Source organism: Halomonas sp. BLK-85 (assembly GCF_044792155.1).
Taxonomy (GTDB): Bacteria; Pseudomonadota; Gammaproteobacteria; order Pseudomonadales; family Halomonadaceae; genus Vreelandella.
Genome location: NZ_CP087731.1, coordinates 1,152,521 through 1,167,405 on the forward strand (window position 1 = coordinate 1,152,521; position 14,885 = coordinate 1,167,405).

At 53.6% G+C, this 14,885-nt stretch carries 13 protein-coding genes; 12 read left to right on the forward strand and 1 reads right to left on the reverse strand.

The window, feature by feature from the left end; translation table 11 throughout:
- Nucleotides 1–115: 115 nt before the first annotated feature.
- From LL947_RS05145 to lipB, 11 genes are all read left to right on the forward strand, one after another.
- Entirely contained in the window at nt 116–1,417 is a 1,302-nt protein-coding gene (locus LL947_RS05145) for a glutamate-5-semialdehyde dehydrogenase (protein ID WP_499834141.1), read from the forward strand.
- Nucleotides 1,414–2,067, forward strand: coding sequence for a nicotinate-nucleotide adenylyltransferase (gene nadD / locus LL947_RS05150; RefSeq protein WP_404417069.1), 654 nt, complete (start codon nt 1,414–1,416; stop codon nt 2,065–2,067). Before LL947_RS05145 ends, nadD begins: the two co-directional genes overlap by 4 nt.
- Nucleotides 2,068–2,187: 120 nt before the next feature.
- Nucleotides 2,188–2,577: a ribosome silencing factor gene (rsfS, locus tag LL947_RS05155; protein WP_290823082.1), complete on the forward strand. Its 390-nt coding sequence runs from the start codon at nt 2,188–2,190 to the stop codon at nt 2,575–2,577.
- Complete coding sequence (gene rlmH / locus LL947_RS05160; RefSeq protein WP_404417073.1) at nt 2,574–3,041, forward strand: 23S rRNA (pseudouridine(1915)-N(3))-methyltransferase RlmH; 468 nt, start codon at nt 2,574–2,576, stop codon at nt 3,039–3,041. The genes rsfS and rlmH overlap by 4 nt, the downstream gene beginning before the upstream one ends.
- Before the next feature lie 106 nt (nt 3,042–3,147).
- Entirely contained in the window at nt 3,148–5,052 is a 1,905-nt protein-coding gene (gene mrdA, locus LL947_RS05165) for a penicillin-binding protein 2 (protein ID WP_499834142.1), read from the forward strand.
- A gap of 13 nt (nt 5,053–5,065) precedes the next feature.
- A complete protein-coding gene (gene rodA, locus LL947_RS05170; protein ID WP_499834143.1) occupies nt 5,066–6,226 on the forward strand; it encodes a rod shape-determining protein RodA in 1,161 nt (386 codons plus the stop codon).
- 34 nt (nt 6,227–6,260) lie between these two features.
- Entirely contained in the window at nt 6,261–7,370 is a 1,110-nt protein-coding gene (gene mltB, locus LL947_RS05175) for a lytic murein transglycosylase B (RefSeq protein ID WP_404417080.1), read from the forward strand.
- Nucleotides 7,367–8,260 (forward strand): septal ring lytic transglycosylase RlpA family protein, encoded by an 894-nt coding sequence (locus tag LL947_RS05180; protein ID WP_499834144.1) that lies wholly within the window; start codon nt 7,367–7,369, stop codon nt 8,258–8,260. The genes mltB and LL947_RS05180 overlap by 4 nt, the downstream gene beginning before the upstream one ends.
- A 199-nt stretch (nt 8,261–8,459) precedes the next feature.
- Nucleotides 8,460–9,596, forward strand: a complete 1,137-nt coding sequence (locus tag LL947_RS05185; RefSeq protein ID WP_499834145.1) for a D-alanyl-D-alanine carboxypeptidase family protein — start codon at nt 8,460–8,462, stop codon at nt 9,594–9,596.
- 105 nt (nt 9,597–9,701) lie between these two features.
- Nucleotides 9,702–10,019 carry an HP0495 family protein gene (locus tag LL947_RS05190; RefSeq protein ID WP_499834146.1) on the forward strand — a complete coding sequence of 106 codons (318 nt, stop codon included), beginning with the start codon at nt 9,702–9,704 and terminating at the stop codon, nt 10,017–10,019.
- Nucleotides 10,019–10,756, forward strand: a complete 738-nt coding sequence (lipB, locus tag LL947_RS05195) for a lipoyl(octanoyl) transferase LipB (protein ID WP_499834147.1) — start codon at nt 10,019–10,021, stop codon at nt 10,754–10,756. Before LL947_RS05190 ends, lipB begins: the two co-directional genes overlap by 1 nt.
- A gap of 187 nt (nt 10,757–10,943) precedes the next feature.
- Here the strand turns inward: lipB and lipA are convergent, their stop codons facing one another.
- Nucleotides 10,944–12,005, reverse strand: a complete 1,062-nt coding sequence (gene lipA, locus LL947_RS05200) for a lipoyl synthase (RefSeq protein ID WP_499834148.1) — start codon at nt 12,003–12,005, stop codon at nt 10,944–10,946.
- A gap of 473 nt (nt 12,006–12,478) precedes the next feature.
- On the opposite strand from lipA, the gene LL947_RS05205 reads away from it, so the two are divergent.
- Complete coding sequence (locus LL947_RS05205; RefSeq protein ID WP_499834376.1) at nt 12,479–14,854, forward strand: DUF3141 domain-containing protein; 2,376 nt, start codon at nt 12,479–12,481, stop codon at nt 14,852–14,854.
- Nucleotides 14,855–14,885 lie beyond the last annotated feature (31 nt).

Below are 14,885 nucleotides of genomic sequence, written 5' to 3' on the forward strand. Positions count from 1 at the left end.
GTTCGCTTTATAAGTATTTTTACGTCGTTGCGTGCTAAGGCGGATAGTCACAGGGTGTTCCTGCGATAGAAGAGATTGGATTAGAACGTTTCAAATAGTTAATAGCGGAGAAAATATGAAGGATACGACCCTCAGCCCGGCAACTACGTCAGCTACAGGCGGGGACATAAACGCATATATGCAGGCGATTGGCGCCGCTGCGCGTGATGCCGCCAGTAAAACGCGTCAGGCTGATACGCTGAAGAAAAATAATGCGTTGCTGGCAATGGCCCAGCACCTTGAAAGTAACCGGCGTCTTGTTCTTGAAGCTAATGCTGAGGATCTGCGACGTGGCCAGCAAAACGGTCTGGACACTGCCTTGCTCGATCGTCTGGCGCTCAACGATGCGCGTGTCGACGCCATGATAGAAGGCTTGCACCAGGTGGCTGCACTGCCTGATCCCGTTGGGGAAATCGACGGTCTACGTGCGCGGCCCAGTGGTATTCAGGTAGGCAAGATGCGTGTCCCGCTGGGTGTGATCGGAATCATTTATGAGTCGCGTCCCAATGTCACTCTGGAAGCGGCCAGTCTGTGCCTTAAGTCAGGTAACGCCTGTATCTTGCGCGGCGGTTCGGAAGCCAGTGCATCTAACGCTGCCCTGAATAAGTGTATTCAGGCGGGTCTGCGAGATGCCGATTTACCTTCTGGTAGCGTGCAGGTTGTCGCCACCACTGATCGTGAAGCGGTTGGCGAGTTGATCAGTATGCCTGAATTTGTCGATGTGATTATTCCGCGTGGCGGCAAGTCATTGATAGACCGAATCTCTCGGGAAGCACGTGTGCCTGTTATCAAGCATCTGGATGGCATTTGCCATGTTTATATCGATGCCAGTGCTGATCTTGAAAAAGCACTGTCAATCGCTGTTAACGCTAAAACCCATCGCTACGGCACCTGCAACACCATGGAAACCTTGCTGCTGGATGCGCTGATTGCGGACGCCTTGCTACCCCATCTGGCCAGTGCCTATGGTGAGCATCAGGTTGAACTGCGCGGTTGTGAACTGACTTGCAAGCTTTTGCCCGACGTTTTGGCAGCATGCGAAGATGACTGGTCAACCGAGTACCTGGCGCCTGTACTGTCTATCAGGGTCGTGGACGGCATTGACGAGGCGATTAACCACATCGAACGTTTTGGCTCTCATCACACGGATGCCATCGTGACGGAAAACTATCACCTTGCGCGCCATTTCATGGCCAGTGTGGATTCAAGTTCGGTAATCGTGAATGCGTCCACGCGATTTGCTGATGGCTTTGAATATGGTCTGGGTGCGGAAATCGGTATTTCCACCGACAAGCTTCATGTGCGTGGGCCGGTAGGGCTTGAAGGCCTGACAACCCAGAAATATATAGTGCTGGGCGATGGTCAGGTGCGTCAATGAGTGAGACGGCGCTTCGGGTGGGAATGTTTGGCGGTACCTTTGATCCTGTTCATCTGGGGCATTTGCGTAGCGCCGTTGAAGTGTCGGAGTGTTTGCAACTCGACAAGCTGCATATGATTCCTGCCCCCCGGCCCCCTTTACGTGGCCACCCGCAGGTGTCGGCGCGAGACAGGCTGGCGCTGTTGGAAGCTGGCATAAAAGACACGCCTGGTCTGATTGCCGATGGCCGTGAGCTACGCAGGCAAGGCCCTTCCTATTCGACCTTGACGCTAGCAGAACTGCGCGAGGAATACGGTGAGGCCGCGCGCCTTGTTATGCTGCTGGGGCAAGATGCGTTCTTGCGCCTGGCAGATTGGCACCAGCCAGAGCAACTGTTTGCGCTTGCGCATGTGGTGGTCGTTGCCCGACCTGGTTACCAATCCGACCGTCCAGCGCCACTCAAGGAACTGATTGGCGAACGTGAAGTCGATAGTGTGTCGTCATTGATGGCTGAACCCAAAGGCAAGCTTCTGACCCAGACATTACCGACATCGATGGCTATTTCGGCCACTTTGATACGTCAGCGTCTTGCTGATCACCGAAGCGTTCGTTATCTGCTGCCTGAAACCGTTGAACAACAGATTCATGCCCGGCAGCTATATACGTTTTAAATTGTGTGACGGGTTTCAATAAGCGCTGGCAGTCATAAGAATAGCCGTTACAATGGCCTTTGTGTGTTCCTGATTAAATAGTTTTATCATCGCGACCAAAGGGGTTGGCAACTAGACGTCATGCAAATCGAAACACTGAAAACACTCGCTGTCGATGCACTTGAAGAACTGAAAGCCCGTGATATTACTTACCTGGACGTAGCGCCACTGACGGATGTAACGGATCTGATGATCATCGCCAGCGGTACATCTTCCCGTCATGTATCGGCCCTGGCGCAAAACCTGGTAGAAAAAGCCAAGGAACAAGGCCTGCAGCCACGGGGTGTTGAAGGGGGAACCAATGCCGACTGGGTGCTGGTTGATCTTGGCGATGTTGTCATTCATGTCATGTTGCCTGAAGCGCGTGCCTTGTATGACCTGGAACGTCTGTGGGCAGATCTGCCGGCTGATAGTGCGCTGGCTCATGATATGTTGCGTGAACGTATGGATGAACAGGTCACCGACTCATGAAACTACGCATGCTGGCGGTAGGCAGCAAGATGCCAGCCTGGGTAGATGAAGGAGTCGAAACGTATCGTAAACGTTTACCACGGGATTTCAGCCTGGTCATTGAAGAAATTGCCCTGGGCCAGCGAGGTAAAAATACCGATGTTAGCAAGGCTCGTCTGCAGGAAGCTGAGCGTATCAATGCCAAGCTCAAAGGTGACGAATACCTGGTCGCGCTGGAAGTAAAAGGTAACGCCTGGTCAACGCCGCAACTGGCCAGTGAAGCTGACCAGTGGCGAATGCTGGGTAAGGATGTCGTACTTCTGGTGGGTGGCCCCGACGGACTTGACCCGGCATTGTCAGCCAGGGCGGATGTTACCTGGTCGCTTTCACCTCTTACTCTCCCTCATCCGCTGGTTCGCATCATGCTCGCTGAACAACTTTACCGTGCCTGGACGCTACTTGTTGGCCACCCTTATCATCGTTAAATACTTAATCATTAAATACAACAGTCAGTGGCGTTAAGGAAATGGCGTTTGGATAAAGCTCCATTGTTGATCGCCGCTGCCGGTTAAGTGAGAAACTGGTTGCCTAATGCCGCAGCGCCCCGAGACATTGAAAAATAGTGAGACTGAGCTACAGATTTTCCGGGTACGCGCCTTCCTTGCTATCTTGGTGGTCACCTTGCTGACAGGGCTCTTGATGGGCCGTCTGGGCTATCTTCAGGTTGTCCAGCATGATCTCTACACCACCCGATCAGAAAATAACCGCGTGCGCGTTGAGCCGCTGCCACCCACCCGTGGGCTGATATTTGACCGCAATGGTGAAATGCTGGCTGAAAACCGTCCTACCTATAACCTCACCCTTGTGCGTGAACGCGTCGATGACCTGGATGAAACGCTGAACTTTCTGATTGAGCTGCTGGCCCTGCCGGATGAAGAGATTGAGGCATTCAAGCAGCGCTCGCGCCAGCGTCAGCGACCTTATCAGCCAGCGCTATTGATGAGTGATCTGACCGAGACCCAAATTGCCAGGCTTTCAGTCAATCGCCACCGTTTGCCGGGGGTCGAAGTTGAAGCTCAGCTGTTGCGCTATTATCCCGACGCCGACATCATGGCTCATGCGCTGGGTTATGTTGGGCGCATCAATGCTGACGAACTTAAATCCCTTGACCCTGGTAGCTATGCAGGCACGCACTTTATCGGCAAGACCGGGGTGGAGCGCTTTTACGAAACTGAACTGCATGGTGAAGCGGGCTTACGCAAAGTGGAAACCAATGCTCGAGGGCGCGTCTTGCGTGAGCTAGGTAAGAACGACCCTGTTCCTGGAAAAAACCTGACGCTGACGATTGATAAAGAGCTACAGATGTTGGCTTATGAACTGCTGGACGGTCGACGAGGCGCTATCGTGGCGATTGAACCGGCCAGCGGCGATATTCTGGCGATGGTGTCTGTGCCGGGGTTTGACAGCAATCAGTTTGTCACCGGCATCAGCGTCGAGAACTACCGTGGTCTTCAGCAGGATCTGGATTTGCCGCTATTTAACCGCGCCATTCGCGGGCATTATCCGCCTGGTTCGACCATCAAGCCTTTTCTTGCCCTGGCCGGGTTGCGTGAAGAAGTGCGTACCCCCAGCACGACCATTAACGACCCGGGCTATTATCAATTACCCAACGATTCTCGACGCTACCGTAACTGGCTGCGCTGGGGGCACGGGCGGGTTGATCTTGAGCGCTCGATTGCGGTCTCGAACAATACCTACTATTACTCGCTGGCCCATGAACTGGGTATTGACCGCTTGCATGAGCAGATGAGCGCCTTCGGGTTTGGTCAGCGTATTGCTCATGATGTGCAGAGTGAAAGTGCTGCCTTGATGCCTTCCCGTGAGTGGAAGCAGGCACGCTACAACCAGCCCTGGTACCCGGGCGAAACCCTCTCGGTTGGTATAGGACAAGGCTATTGGCAGATCACCCCACTACAGCTTGCTGCCGCAACAGCAACCCTGGCCAATCGCGGTAAATGGGTCAAGCCACACCTGGCGCGCAAAATTGGCGATACACCCTTGCCTGATAAGCTGCCGGAGACGCCCGCTGATATTGCGCTAAGTAATGATGGCTGGTGGGACGATGTCTTTCAGGGTATGGAAAAGGTGATGACAGGCGAAGAAGGGACAGCACGTCATACGGGCGAGGGGCTTGACTATCGTATGGGGGGGAAATCTGGCACGGCTCAGGTGTTCTCGCTCGGCCAGGATCAGCGTTATGACGCTGAAGAACTGGAAGAGCGCTTACGTGACCATGCTTTGTTCATGGCTTTTGCCCCCTTGGAAAATCCCCAGATTGCCGTGTCGGTAATTGTCGAAAATGCGGGCGGTGGCAGCACCCACGCCGCTCATCTCGCCCGTGCCATGACCGATGCCTGGCTGCTGGAAGATGAGACGCCTGATGTTGAGGAAGTACGCGAAACTCTGGAACAGGATGATGCCAACCTTGATGGATAAAGGATACTGACCCATGCCTTGGCAACAGCTGACACGTTCTATGCGAGGTTATCCCGTCAGGCCGCCCGACAGTGGCATCGCGCGGCGCAAAAGCGTCTGGGAGAAAATCCATATTGATCCGGTACTCGTTGGGTTGTTGCTGGTATTGATGATCTCCGGTCTGGTGGTGCTTTATAGCGCCTCCGGACAACGTATTGATGTTGTTTATGCCCAGAGTATCCGTTTTGTGGTGGCGCTGGTCGGGATGCTGGTGATTGCCCAGTTTTCACCAACGACCTTTTTACGCTGGGCGCCTGCAGCCTATCTGGTGGGGGTAATGATGCTGCTGGCCGTGGAGTTTTTCGGTGATATGGGGATGGGCGCGCAGCGGTGGCTGGTGATTCCCGGAGTGATACGCTTTCAACCCTCAGAAATGATGAAACTGGCGGTTCCCCTGATGGTGGCTACCTATCTGAACCGATGTCAGTTGCCTCCCCGGCTGCGAGACATTGTGGTCTGCGCTATCATTATTGGTATCCCGGTAGTATTGATTGCCACCCAGCCGGATCTGGGGACCTCCTTGTTGGTTGCCAGTGCTGCCGTGATTGTGGTTCTTCTGGCAGGGCTTTCCTGGCGCTTGATTGCTTTCGCTGCGGCCTTGCTTGCGTCGGCCCTACCTTTTTTGTGGATGAACCTGCATGATTATCAACGTCAGCGGGTATTGACCTTTCTGAATCCGGACTTCGACCCTTTAGGATCAGGCTGGAATATCATCCAGTCGACGACCGCAATTGGCAGCGGTGGCGTTTGGGGTAAAGGCTGGTTACAGGGGACCCAGTCTCAGCTTGAGTTTCTGCCAGAGCGTCACACGGACTTCATCATTGCCGTGTTGGGGGAAGAGTTTGGCCTGGTAGGGATGCTGCTGACCCTGATGCTGTACTTTCTGATTGTCTCCCGTGGCCTATGGCTGGCGGGAGCTTCCCAGGATACTTTCGGGCGCCTGGTAGCAGGCAGTATCATTCTGACCTTTTTTATCTATGTCTTTGTTAATGTTGGTATGGTCAGCGGCCTTCTTCCAGTAGTGGGAGTACCTTTGCCGCTGGTCAGTTATGGCGGCACATCCAGCGTTACCCTGCTGGCGGGGTTTGGTATCTTGATGTCCATTCATGCGCATCGCAGGCTTCTGCCGCGTTAATGCATACAACGATAATCCATAAGGAGTCTTATTGATGACAAAGGCAAGGGAGGGCTTTCGGTGTTTCTGTATACTGATGTACCTGATGGCAGGAGGGGGGGTATCCAGTGCAGCAGTCAGTGCATCCGAGGTAGCGAGTTTTCATCCTGACGATCATCCTGATACTGCTGCTCTCGTGGCGGAGCTGTCAGCAGAGGGTCTGCCCCAGCATTGGCTACATGATGTTCTGGCAAGAACGTCCTACCGTCAAGAGGTGCTGGATGCCATGGATGGTGCCGCCGAACGCCGCCTGGTATGGCACGAGTATCGCAATATATTCCTGAAAGAAGAGCGTATCGAACAGGGCGCTGATTTTATGCGCCTGCACTTGCCAACCCTGGAGCGTGCCTCTCAGCAATTCGGGGTGCCTGCAGAAATCATTACCGCCATTATTGGTGTGGAAACCTACTACGGTCGCTTCAAAGGCAAGCACCCGGTACTTGATTCGCTTGCTACACTGGGTTTTCACCACCCGACACGTGGCGCTTTCTTTCGTGGTGAATTGGCCGCCATGCTTGAAATCGCCTTTGAACAAGGGGTTGATCCGACCGAGTTGAGAGGTTCCTATGCCGGTGCGATGGGATACCCTCAATTCATACCTACCAGTTATCAGGCCTATGCGATTGATTTCGACAAGGATGGTATCCGGGATCTGTGGAACAACCCGGTTGATGCCATTGGCAGTGTTGCCAATTACTTTGCAGAACACAACTGGAAAGCAGGAGAGCCGATCTATCAACAGGCAGAGGGCCCGCAAAGCCCACCTGACACCATTGAGTTCAACCAGTCCAGTACGCCGACATTGACGCTGAACGATGTAATGGAGGTGGGTATAACGCCGCAAGGTCAGGGGGCTGAAGCCTTCATGTCCGATCCTGAACGACGGGTGGTTCCTCTGTATCTGCATATAAGCGATGTTGAACAGGATTATCGCCTGGGTGGCTTTAATTTCTACGTCATTATGCGCTATAACCATAGCCATCTTTATGCCATGGCGGTGACCGAATTGGCACAGGCCATTGCGGAAAAGGCAGCAGTGAAGGATGCCGGCATTCTGAAGGCGATAAATGGGGACGACATGGTAAGCGAAAGGGATGTCCAATGATCAAGCAAGTTACCCGTGTTGGCTGTCAGGCGAATCTTCCAACCTGGTTAGTGCCTGGGTCTCTGACCTTTGCCCTGATAATGACCGGTTGTGCCAGTCAGGAGCCGGCGTCAGCACCGGCGGAACCAGCCGAACTCACCAGCGATGGGCGCTATGCCATCAGTGCGGATGCCTATCCGCTTGACCCGCCGGATGTGTCTCAGGTGCCGAATGCTGAACCGAGAGTAGAGCCGCTTTCCCGCGCTGGCAATCGTTCAACCTATGAAGTGTGGGGCAAGGTCTATCAGGTGTTACCCGATGCCAGTGGTTACGTGCAGGAAGGGACAGCGTCCTGGTATGGCGAAAAATTTCATGGCTATGCCACGTCCAACGGTGAAATCTACGACATGTACAAGATGTCGGCAGCCCACCGCTCGCTGCCTCTACCCACTTTTGCCAGGGTCACCAGCCTGGATAGCGGCAACTCTGTGATTGTTCGCATCAATGACAGAGGGCCTTTTCACAGTGAACGTGAAATTGACCTTTCCTATGCAGCCGCCTACCAGTTGGGCTTTATCGAGGCGGGGACAGGACGGGTAAGAGTCGAGGCAATTGACCCTCAGGACCTGTCAGGCAAGGCTGCAGTCAACTCAGCCCAGACCCCGGAAAACGATATTAGCCGCACCCGTGATGATTCAGAATATCTGCAAGTGGCCGCCCTGAGTGATCACAGCAGGGCTATACAGCTGAAGCGCCAGTTGGAAAATCGTCTTGACCAGAGCGTCAGGATAAGTGATGAAGACGGCGTCTATCGTGTTCAGGTAGGCCCGGTACGTCATGAGCGCGAAGCGCTGGCGCTGCGTGAAATACTACGTCAGGCGGGCTATCCACAGGTATTTATCGTAAAGTAAATAAAAGTATACAGTACCCTCTTCTGCCTCTGGTGAGGCCTATGATTTTAATGAGACATTTCTGGTTATGAAGATGATTTCAACGCTGTTTAAAAAGGTACCACTACCGGATCTATCAGGCCTGGGCCACAGGTTTTCGCGCTCACTGAGACTAAGACGTGCATGTTTTGGTGTTGGCGCAGGCGTGATGACCACAGTAATGGCAGTAACCGCCGGAGCCCAGGCGCTTCCTCAGCCCCAGACGATCATTCCTTCACCGCCCCAGTTGGCTGCCAAGTCCTGGATTCTGATGGACGCCAACAGCGGCCACGTACTGGCTGCTCACAAGCCTGACGAGCAGCTGCCCCCCGCCAGCCTGACAAAGCTGATGACGGCCTATCTGGTTGAGCGGGAACTGGATCGCGGAACCATCATGCCCGATGATATGGTCAACATCAGCGAAAAGGCCTGGCGTACCGGTGGCTCCAAGATGTTTATTGAGGTGGGTACCCAGGTGTCGGTAGATGATCTGTTGCGCGGCATCATCATTGTCTCGGGTAACGATGCCAGTGTGGCCATGGCAGAACACCTGGCCGGAGGAGAAGTGCCGTTCGCAGACCTGATGAACCAGCATGCCAGCCGCCTGGGTATGTATAACACCAATTTTGAAAACCCGACTGGGCTTCCGGGTGAAAATCATTATTCAACTGCCCGGGATATGGCGTTGCTCGCACAGTACATTATCAACGACTATCCGGAACACTATGCCATTTATTCTCAGCGAGCCTTTTCATTTGGAGGCATTGATCAGCCTAACCGTAATCGGCTGCTGTGGCGTGATCCGACAGTGGATGGCCTGAAAACCGGTTGGACCTCTGATGCAGGTTATGGGCTGGTAGCCTCAGCGGAACGTGATGGCATGCGCCTGGTGTCGGTGGTGATGGGCACTGACTCCGAGGAAGCCAGGGCTCAGGAAACCCAGAAACTCCTCAGCTACGGTTATCGGTTTTACGAAACAGTGCCTGTTTATGAGCAGGATGAAGTGCTGGTTTCGCCCCGTATTTGGGGAGGAAACACTAATGAGGTCAGTGCGGGGGTCGGTGATGAAGTCTATGTTACCCTGCCACGTAATCGGAACGAGGAATTACGTGCCCGGCTGAACTTGAATCGTGATTTGATGGCCCCGATATCAGAAGGCGATCAGGTCGGACAATTAGAGATTGTGCTTGGCGAAGAAGTGGTTGGGGCGCATGACCTTAAAGCCCTTGAAGATGTTGAAGAGGGTGGTTTTTTCAAGCGCCTTCTGGATCAGGTACGGCGTTTCTTTAGCGGTATGATCAGCAAGTTTCTGGGTTAGCCACTCGTCGTTCTCTATTGAGTCTATGTCAATGTAAAATTTCCTGATGGCTAAGCGGCCCGGCGTCTCCAGGCCGCTTCTGTTACGGAAACCTTGGATGTCCCAATGAAATCAAGCGGTAAGAAAGTCTTTCAAGATATGCGTCAGCCGGTATCCAATGATCCATCAGCGGTAAAAATTACCTTTCCTTGTGATTACCCTATCAAGGTAGTGGGTGATGCGGCTGACGATTTTGCAGCAGCCGTGTGTCAGGTGGTGGTCATGCATTCGCCAGAATTTGATCCCAATACGGTGGTGGTGGTGAATAGTCGCAACGGTCGTTTTCAATCCGTGCGACTGACCATTCAGGCCACCAGCGAAGAGCAGCTCAAGCGGTTATTTATTGATCTCAAGGCAACCGGTCGTGTGCATATGGTGCTGTGATGGATAGAGTTCCCATTGAGTTACACTATTGGGGAGTGTATCCCTATCAGGCCGTATGGGAAGCCATGCGTTCATTAACCGATACCCGTGGCGCTGAAACGCCTGATCAGTTCTGGCTGGTAGAGCATGAGCCTGTTTTCACCCAGGGACGCGCAGGTAAGCCAGAACATCTTTTGATGCCGGGAAATATTCCGGTGGTACATACCGATCGAGGCGGGCAGGTGACCTACCATGGCCCCGGACAGGTTGTGCTTTATCCGCTACTGGATGTCCGCAGGGCAGGGCTGGGTGTGAGAGATCTGGTGAGCGCAATTGAAAATGCTGTGATTGATGTTCTGGAAGGTTATGGGGTCAATGCCAGAGCCAGGCCGGATGCGCCAGGCGTCTATGTGACGACTGCGACGGGTGAGGCCAAGATTGCCTCATTGGGTCTGCGTATTCGTAGGGGAGGAAGCTTTCACGGCGTCGCACTGAATGTAAATGCTGACCTGTCACCGTTTGAACGGATAAATCCTTGTGGCTATGCAGGCATGCAGATGATCAACCTGGCGGATCTGTTGACCTGTCCGGTCAATAGTCATCATGTGGGCAGGCAGTTGGCCGAGGCGCTGGCAGGACGGCTTCAGCGTTCATTGACGCTAGGGCCTGTTGACGTTTCATCACGAACCGCGTTGCTGTGCCAAAGAGCGTCAGGCAAGGCGCGACACGACGGCAATGGTGGTGCCCTTACCGAGTGACGCAACGCAGGATGGCGTTCTTTGGCGCGCAACCCGAAGGGACAGGGTCCTTTTGGCACAGCCCTGCGTTGTTCGTCGCTGATTGAGAGCTACCCAACCACGCTCCTCACGCCTTGTTCTGCATCAAAAGGGCCTCTGTCGCGGCCGTGATGAAACGTCAACAGGCCCTAAAGCCGTCACACGTCAGCTAGCCAACGTTTAAAGCCGGAATAAGATTGCTGTCTTCTTCCGTCTGCCCGGGCACTTCAGCAGGTGATGCCAGACCAAGGTTATTTTTCTCGAAGACACGATCAGCGCGATAACTGGAACGGACAAGCGGGCCGGAGGGCACTTCCATAAAGCCTTTTTCAAGCCCAAGCTGGCGAAGCTCTTCAAACTCTTCGGGTGTCACGTAACGCTCAACCGGCAAGTGGTTCTTGGTGGGGCGCAAGTACTGGCCAAGCGTCACGATATCGACGCCAATGTCACGCAGGTCATCAAAGGTCTTGAGGATTTCATCCTTGGTTTCCCCTAATCCGAGCATAAGACTGGTCTTGGTAATGATATCAGGGCGATAGCGTTTGGCGTGAGATAAGACATCCAGCGTCTTACGATAGCCAGCACGAGGATCGCGAACCCTCCGGGTCAGACGCTCAACGGTTTCAACGTTCTGTGCAAATACCTGCAACCCAGAATCAACCACCTGCTCGATGGCCTTGGGCGCTGCGTCAAAATCCGGTGTCAATGCTTCCACGACTACATCAGGCGTGTGATGCTTGATGGCCTGTATACAGGCTGCGTAATGGGAGGCACCGCCATCGTCCAGGTCATCTCTGTCCACCGAGGTAAGCACTACATAACGAAGTCCCATCAGTTCAACCGACCTGGCCGTATTCTCTGGCTCATCATTATCCAGCCAGCCTTTTGGATTACCTGTGTCAACGGCACAGAAGCGGCATGCCCGAGTACACACGGACCCCATCAGCATGATGGTTGCCGTGCCGTTGCTCCAGCATTCGCCCATATTGGGGCAATGCGATTCAGCGCATACAGTGCTTAATCCATGCGACTTGACGTTTTTCTTGACGGCTTCAAAGCGCTCGCCGCCTGGCATCCTGGCTCGTAACCAGGCAGGCTTGCGTTCAGGCAGGTTAGACGGCGCCTCTGATGGTTGCTTGCTTTGTTTGATGCCGTCCTTGATAACGGCCATGCCATGTTCGTTACGAAATTTTTCGCCGCTTGAAATACGCTGCGAGGGATGATTGCTCATAATAAAGCGCCTCTGCTATGGCGAGAGCGGTAAAATCTGGACGCGTTAACCGCTCAGGAATATGGGTCAATGTCGACAGAAGTCTATAATGCTTAATGTAACATATTTGGCAGAAAGCAGGATATCGCTACGTCATTGTAAGGTAGCGTGATAAGCGATGATGAACAACAGGCGCGGAACTGCCCTGACAGCATGCTGTTTATACGTCTGGCACCTTGTTTTCGTGGCCGAAACAGCGTTAAAAGTGAATTATCACACCATTGACACCAATAAAGTAGCATTCTTCATCGACGTCGAAGGCTGTGTAGATTACACTATATTGCGTTGCAGCATAAAATGATTCAGGGCCTTGGCACTCATGCTGGCCCAAGGGAGAATCCATGAACTTTCTCGCCAACCCTTTTATGCCATCAGCGCCAACTGGCAATGATGGCCCTATCGCTGACTTTCCGCTTAATGCTGGAACCCAGGCGATGATGACACTGTGTGATCCCTTTGGTTTTGGCCGCGCTGCGTTTGACTACTGGCGTGATAGCGTGGAACGCAGCATCCTCTACTGGGATGTGATGCGCCAACGGGGTAATCAATACCTTGAGCACATGAAGCAAACCAAGCCTAGCGTGCTGGGTTTCAAAACCGAAGTTGTCATGGATGGCCGCGAGCTTGCGCATCCTACCAACTACGAATTATTGCGCGTTTTGCCACCGGAAGGCGTTGAGATTGACGAGCTCAAGCGCCCCTTTGTGGTCGTCGATCCGCGCGCCGGACATGGCCCTGGCATTGGCGGTTTCAAGCCTGATAGCGAGCTGGGGGTCGCCATGCGCGCCGGGCACCCTTGTTATTTTATCGGTTTTCTGCCTTTCCCGGAGCCCGAGCAGACGGTTGAAGACGTTGTCGAAGCAGAAATTGCCTTTGTGCGCCACATCAGTTCCTTGCACCCGGATACCTGTGAAAAGCCGATGGTGGTCGGTAACTGTCAGGCGGGCTGGCAGATCATGATGGCAGCTGCGCTCGAACCTGACGTGTTTGGCCCCATCCTGATAGCGGGTGCACCGCTTTCCTATTGGGCAGGTGAGCGAGGCAAGGCACCCATGCGCTATACCGGTGGGATTACCGGTGGTAGCTGGATCACTGCCTTGACCAGTGACATTGGAAATGGGCTGTTTGACGGTGCCTGGCTGGTGCAGAACTTTGAGCGTCTGAATCCAGCCAATACTTATTGGAAAAAGCAGTATCACCTGTTTGACAACATTGACAAGGAAGCCGAACGCTACCTGGAATTTGAACGCTGGTGGGGCGGTCATGTGGTTTTGGGTGGCGAAGAAATCCAGTACATTGTAGATAATCTGTTTGTCGGGAACCGCCTGTCGACCGCTCAACTGGTTACCCGTGATGGGCGTCGCGTTGATTTACGCAATGTACGTTCACCGGTCGTGGTGTTCTGTTCGCGCGGTGATGACATTACGCCTCCGCCTCAGGCGCTTGGATGGATTCGTGATCTGTATGAAGGCGAGGAAGATATCATCGCCAATGATCAGACCATTGTCTATTGTCTGCACGACACCACAGGGCATCTGGGTATCTTTGTATCTGGCAGTGTCTCCCGTAAGGAACACTCCGAGTTCACGGCCAACATGGATTACATTGATGTAATGCCGCCGGGACTCTATGAAACCAAGATAAGTCGCGCCTCTGACAGATCGGATGCTGAGCTGATCGAGCGCGACTACCTGCTTGAATTCGAGGCGCGCAATTTTGACGAGCTTGATCAGGAAGTCAAGCCTGTTGCTGAAGACGACCGCCGTTTCGCCACTGTTGCGCGCATATCGGAAATTAATCTGGGTATTTACCGCTTAGCGGTTCAACCCTGGATTCGAGCGGTTAACACACCGGAAATGGCACGCTGGATTCGCCGTATGCATCCTATCCGCCTGGGTTACCGTTTAATGTCTGATCGAAATCCTCTAACGGTGCCCTTGCCTGTTATGGCTGATGCGGTGCGCGCTAATCGTCATCAGGTAGGCCAGGATAATCTGTACAAATCGGTCGAAGGTATTGTGTCCGAACAGATCGTCTCAACCCTGAACGCCGTGCGTGATCTGCGTGACAGCTCACTGGAACGGATTTTTCTTGACGTTTATGGCCAGCCCCTTCTGCAGGCTGCTGTGGGGCTTTACGGTGATGCCCATGTTCACCGTCGTCGTCCTGGCGCTGAACCTGAGCACCGTCGCTTTATTCAGCAACGTCGTGAAGAATTGCGTGAACGCATTGCCCATGGTGGCGAACATGAAGCGGTAATGCGCGCGGTTATTTACGTATTGGGTGGGTCGCCGGCGACCGATGAACGTAACTTCAAACGTTTGCGGGCGTCACGTGCCGAACTCGAGCCTGCCAGTTCGCTGGATGAGTTCAAAAAGCTGGTGCGTGAGCAATTCTTCATTCTCAAGCTGGACCGTGAGGAAGCCCTCGCTACTCTGCCACAATTACTGGCGGGGCAGACCAATGCCCAGATAGATGGTCATATTGATCACCTTGACCACGTATTGGCAGCCAGTGGCGATCTGTCGGAACATTCAGCGCAGCGTTTTGAGCAGGTCAAGGCGTTATTTGATCAGGCACGTCCAGAAACGCTGGTTGAAGTGCCGACCGAGTCAACACCGGTTAAACCCGCGCCTATGGTAGAAGAAAAGGTAGAGCAATTGCCTGCTTCGCCTGTGGCGGACAACGCTGACGCAACGTCGGCTGCCACGCCGGAGCCAAAAGAAACTGAACCCACTGAAGAAACACAGGCCAAGAAAGCTCCGGCGAGTAATAAAACCACTCCTCGGAGGCAATCGCGCAAGCGCTGATTGAGTGTCTACGCCAACGCCCCGACTGAAT

Excerpts from the sequence above, each read along its gene's own strand:
- LL947_RS05145 (WP_499834141.1), top strand. The coding sequence starts at position 116 with ATGAAGGATACGACCCTCAGCCCGGCAACTACGTCAGCTACAGGCGGG.
- nadD (WP_404417069.1), top strand. The coding sequence starts at position 1,414 with ATGAGTGAGACGGCGCTTCGGGTGGGAATGTTTGGCGGTACCTTTGAT.
- rsfS (WP_290823082.1), top strand. The coding sequence starts at position 2,188 with ATGCAAATCGAAACACTGAAAACACTCGCTGTCGATGCACTTGAAGAA.
- rlmH (WP_404417073.1), top strand. The coding sequence starts at position 2,574 with ATGAAACTACGCATGCTGGCGGTAGGCAGCAAGATGCCAGCCTGGGTA.
- mrdA (WP_499834142.1), top strand. The coding sequence starts at position 3,148 with ATGCCGCAGCGCCCCGAGACATTGAAAAATAGTGAGACTGAGCTACAG.
- rodA (WP_499834143.1), top strand. The coding sequence starts at position 5,066 with ATGCCTTGGCAACAGCTGACACGTTCTATGCGAGGTTATCCCGTCAGG.
- mltB (WP_404417080.1), top strand. The coding sequence starts at position 6,261 with ATGACAAAGGCAAGGGAGGGCTTTCGGTGTTTCTGTATACTGATGTAC.
- LL947_RS05180 (WP_499834144.1), top strand. The coding sequence starts at position 7,367 with ATGATCAAGCAAGTTACCCGTGTTGGCTGTCAGGCGAATCTTCCAACC.
- LL947_RS05185 (WP_499834145.1), top strand. The coding sequence starts at position 8,460 with ATGGCAGTAACCGCCGGAGCCCAGGCGCTTCCTCAGCCCCAGACGATC.
- LL947_RS05190 (WP_499834146.1), top strand. The coding sequence starts at position 9,702 with ATGAAATCAAGCGGTAAGAAAGTCTTTCAAGATATGCGTCAGCCGGTA.
- lipB (WP_499834147.1), top strand. The coding sequence starts at position 10,019 with ATGGATAGAGTTCCCATTGAGTTACACTATTGGGGAGTGTATCCCTAT.
- lipA (WP_499834148.1), bottom strand. The coding sequence starts at position 12,005 with ATGAGCAATCATCCCTCGCAGCGTATTTCAAGCGGCGAAAAATTTCGT.
- LL947_RS05205 (WP_499834376.1), top strand. The coding sequence starts at position 12,479 with ATGATGACACTGTGTGATCCCTTTGGTTTTGGCCGCGCTGCGTTTGAC.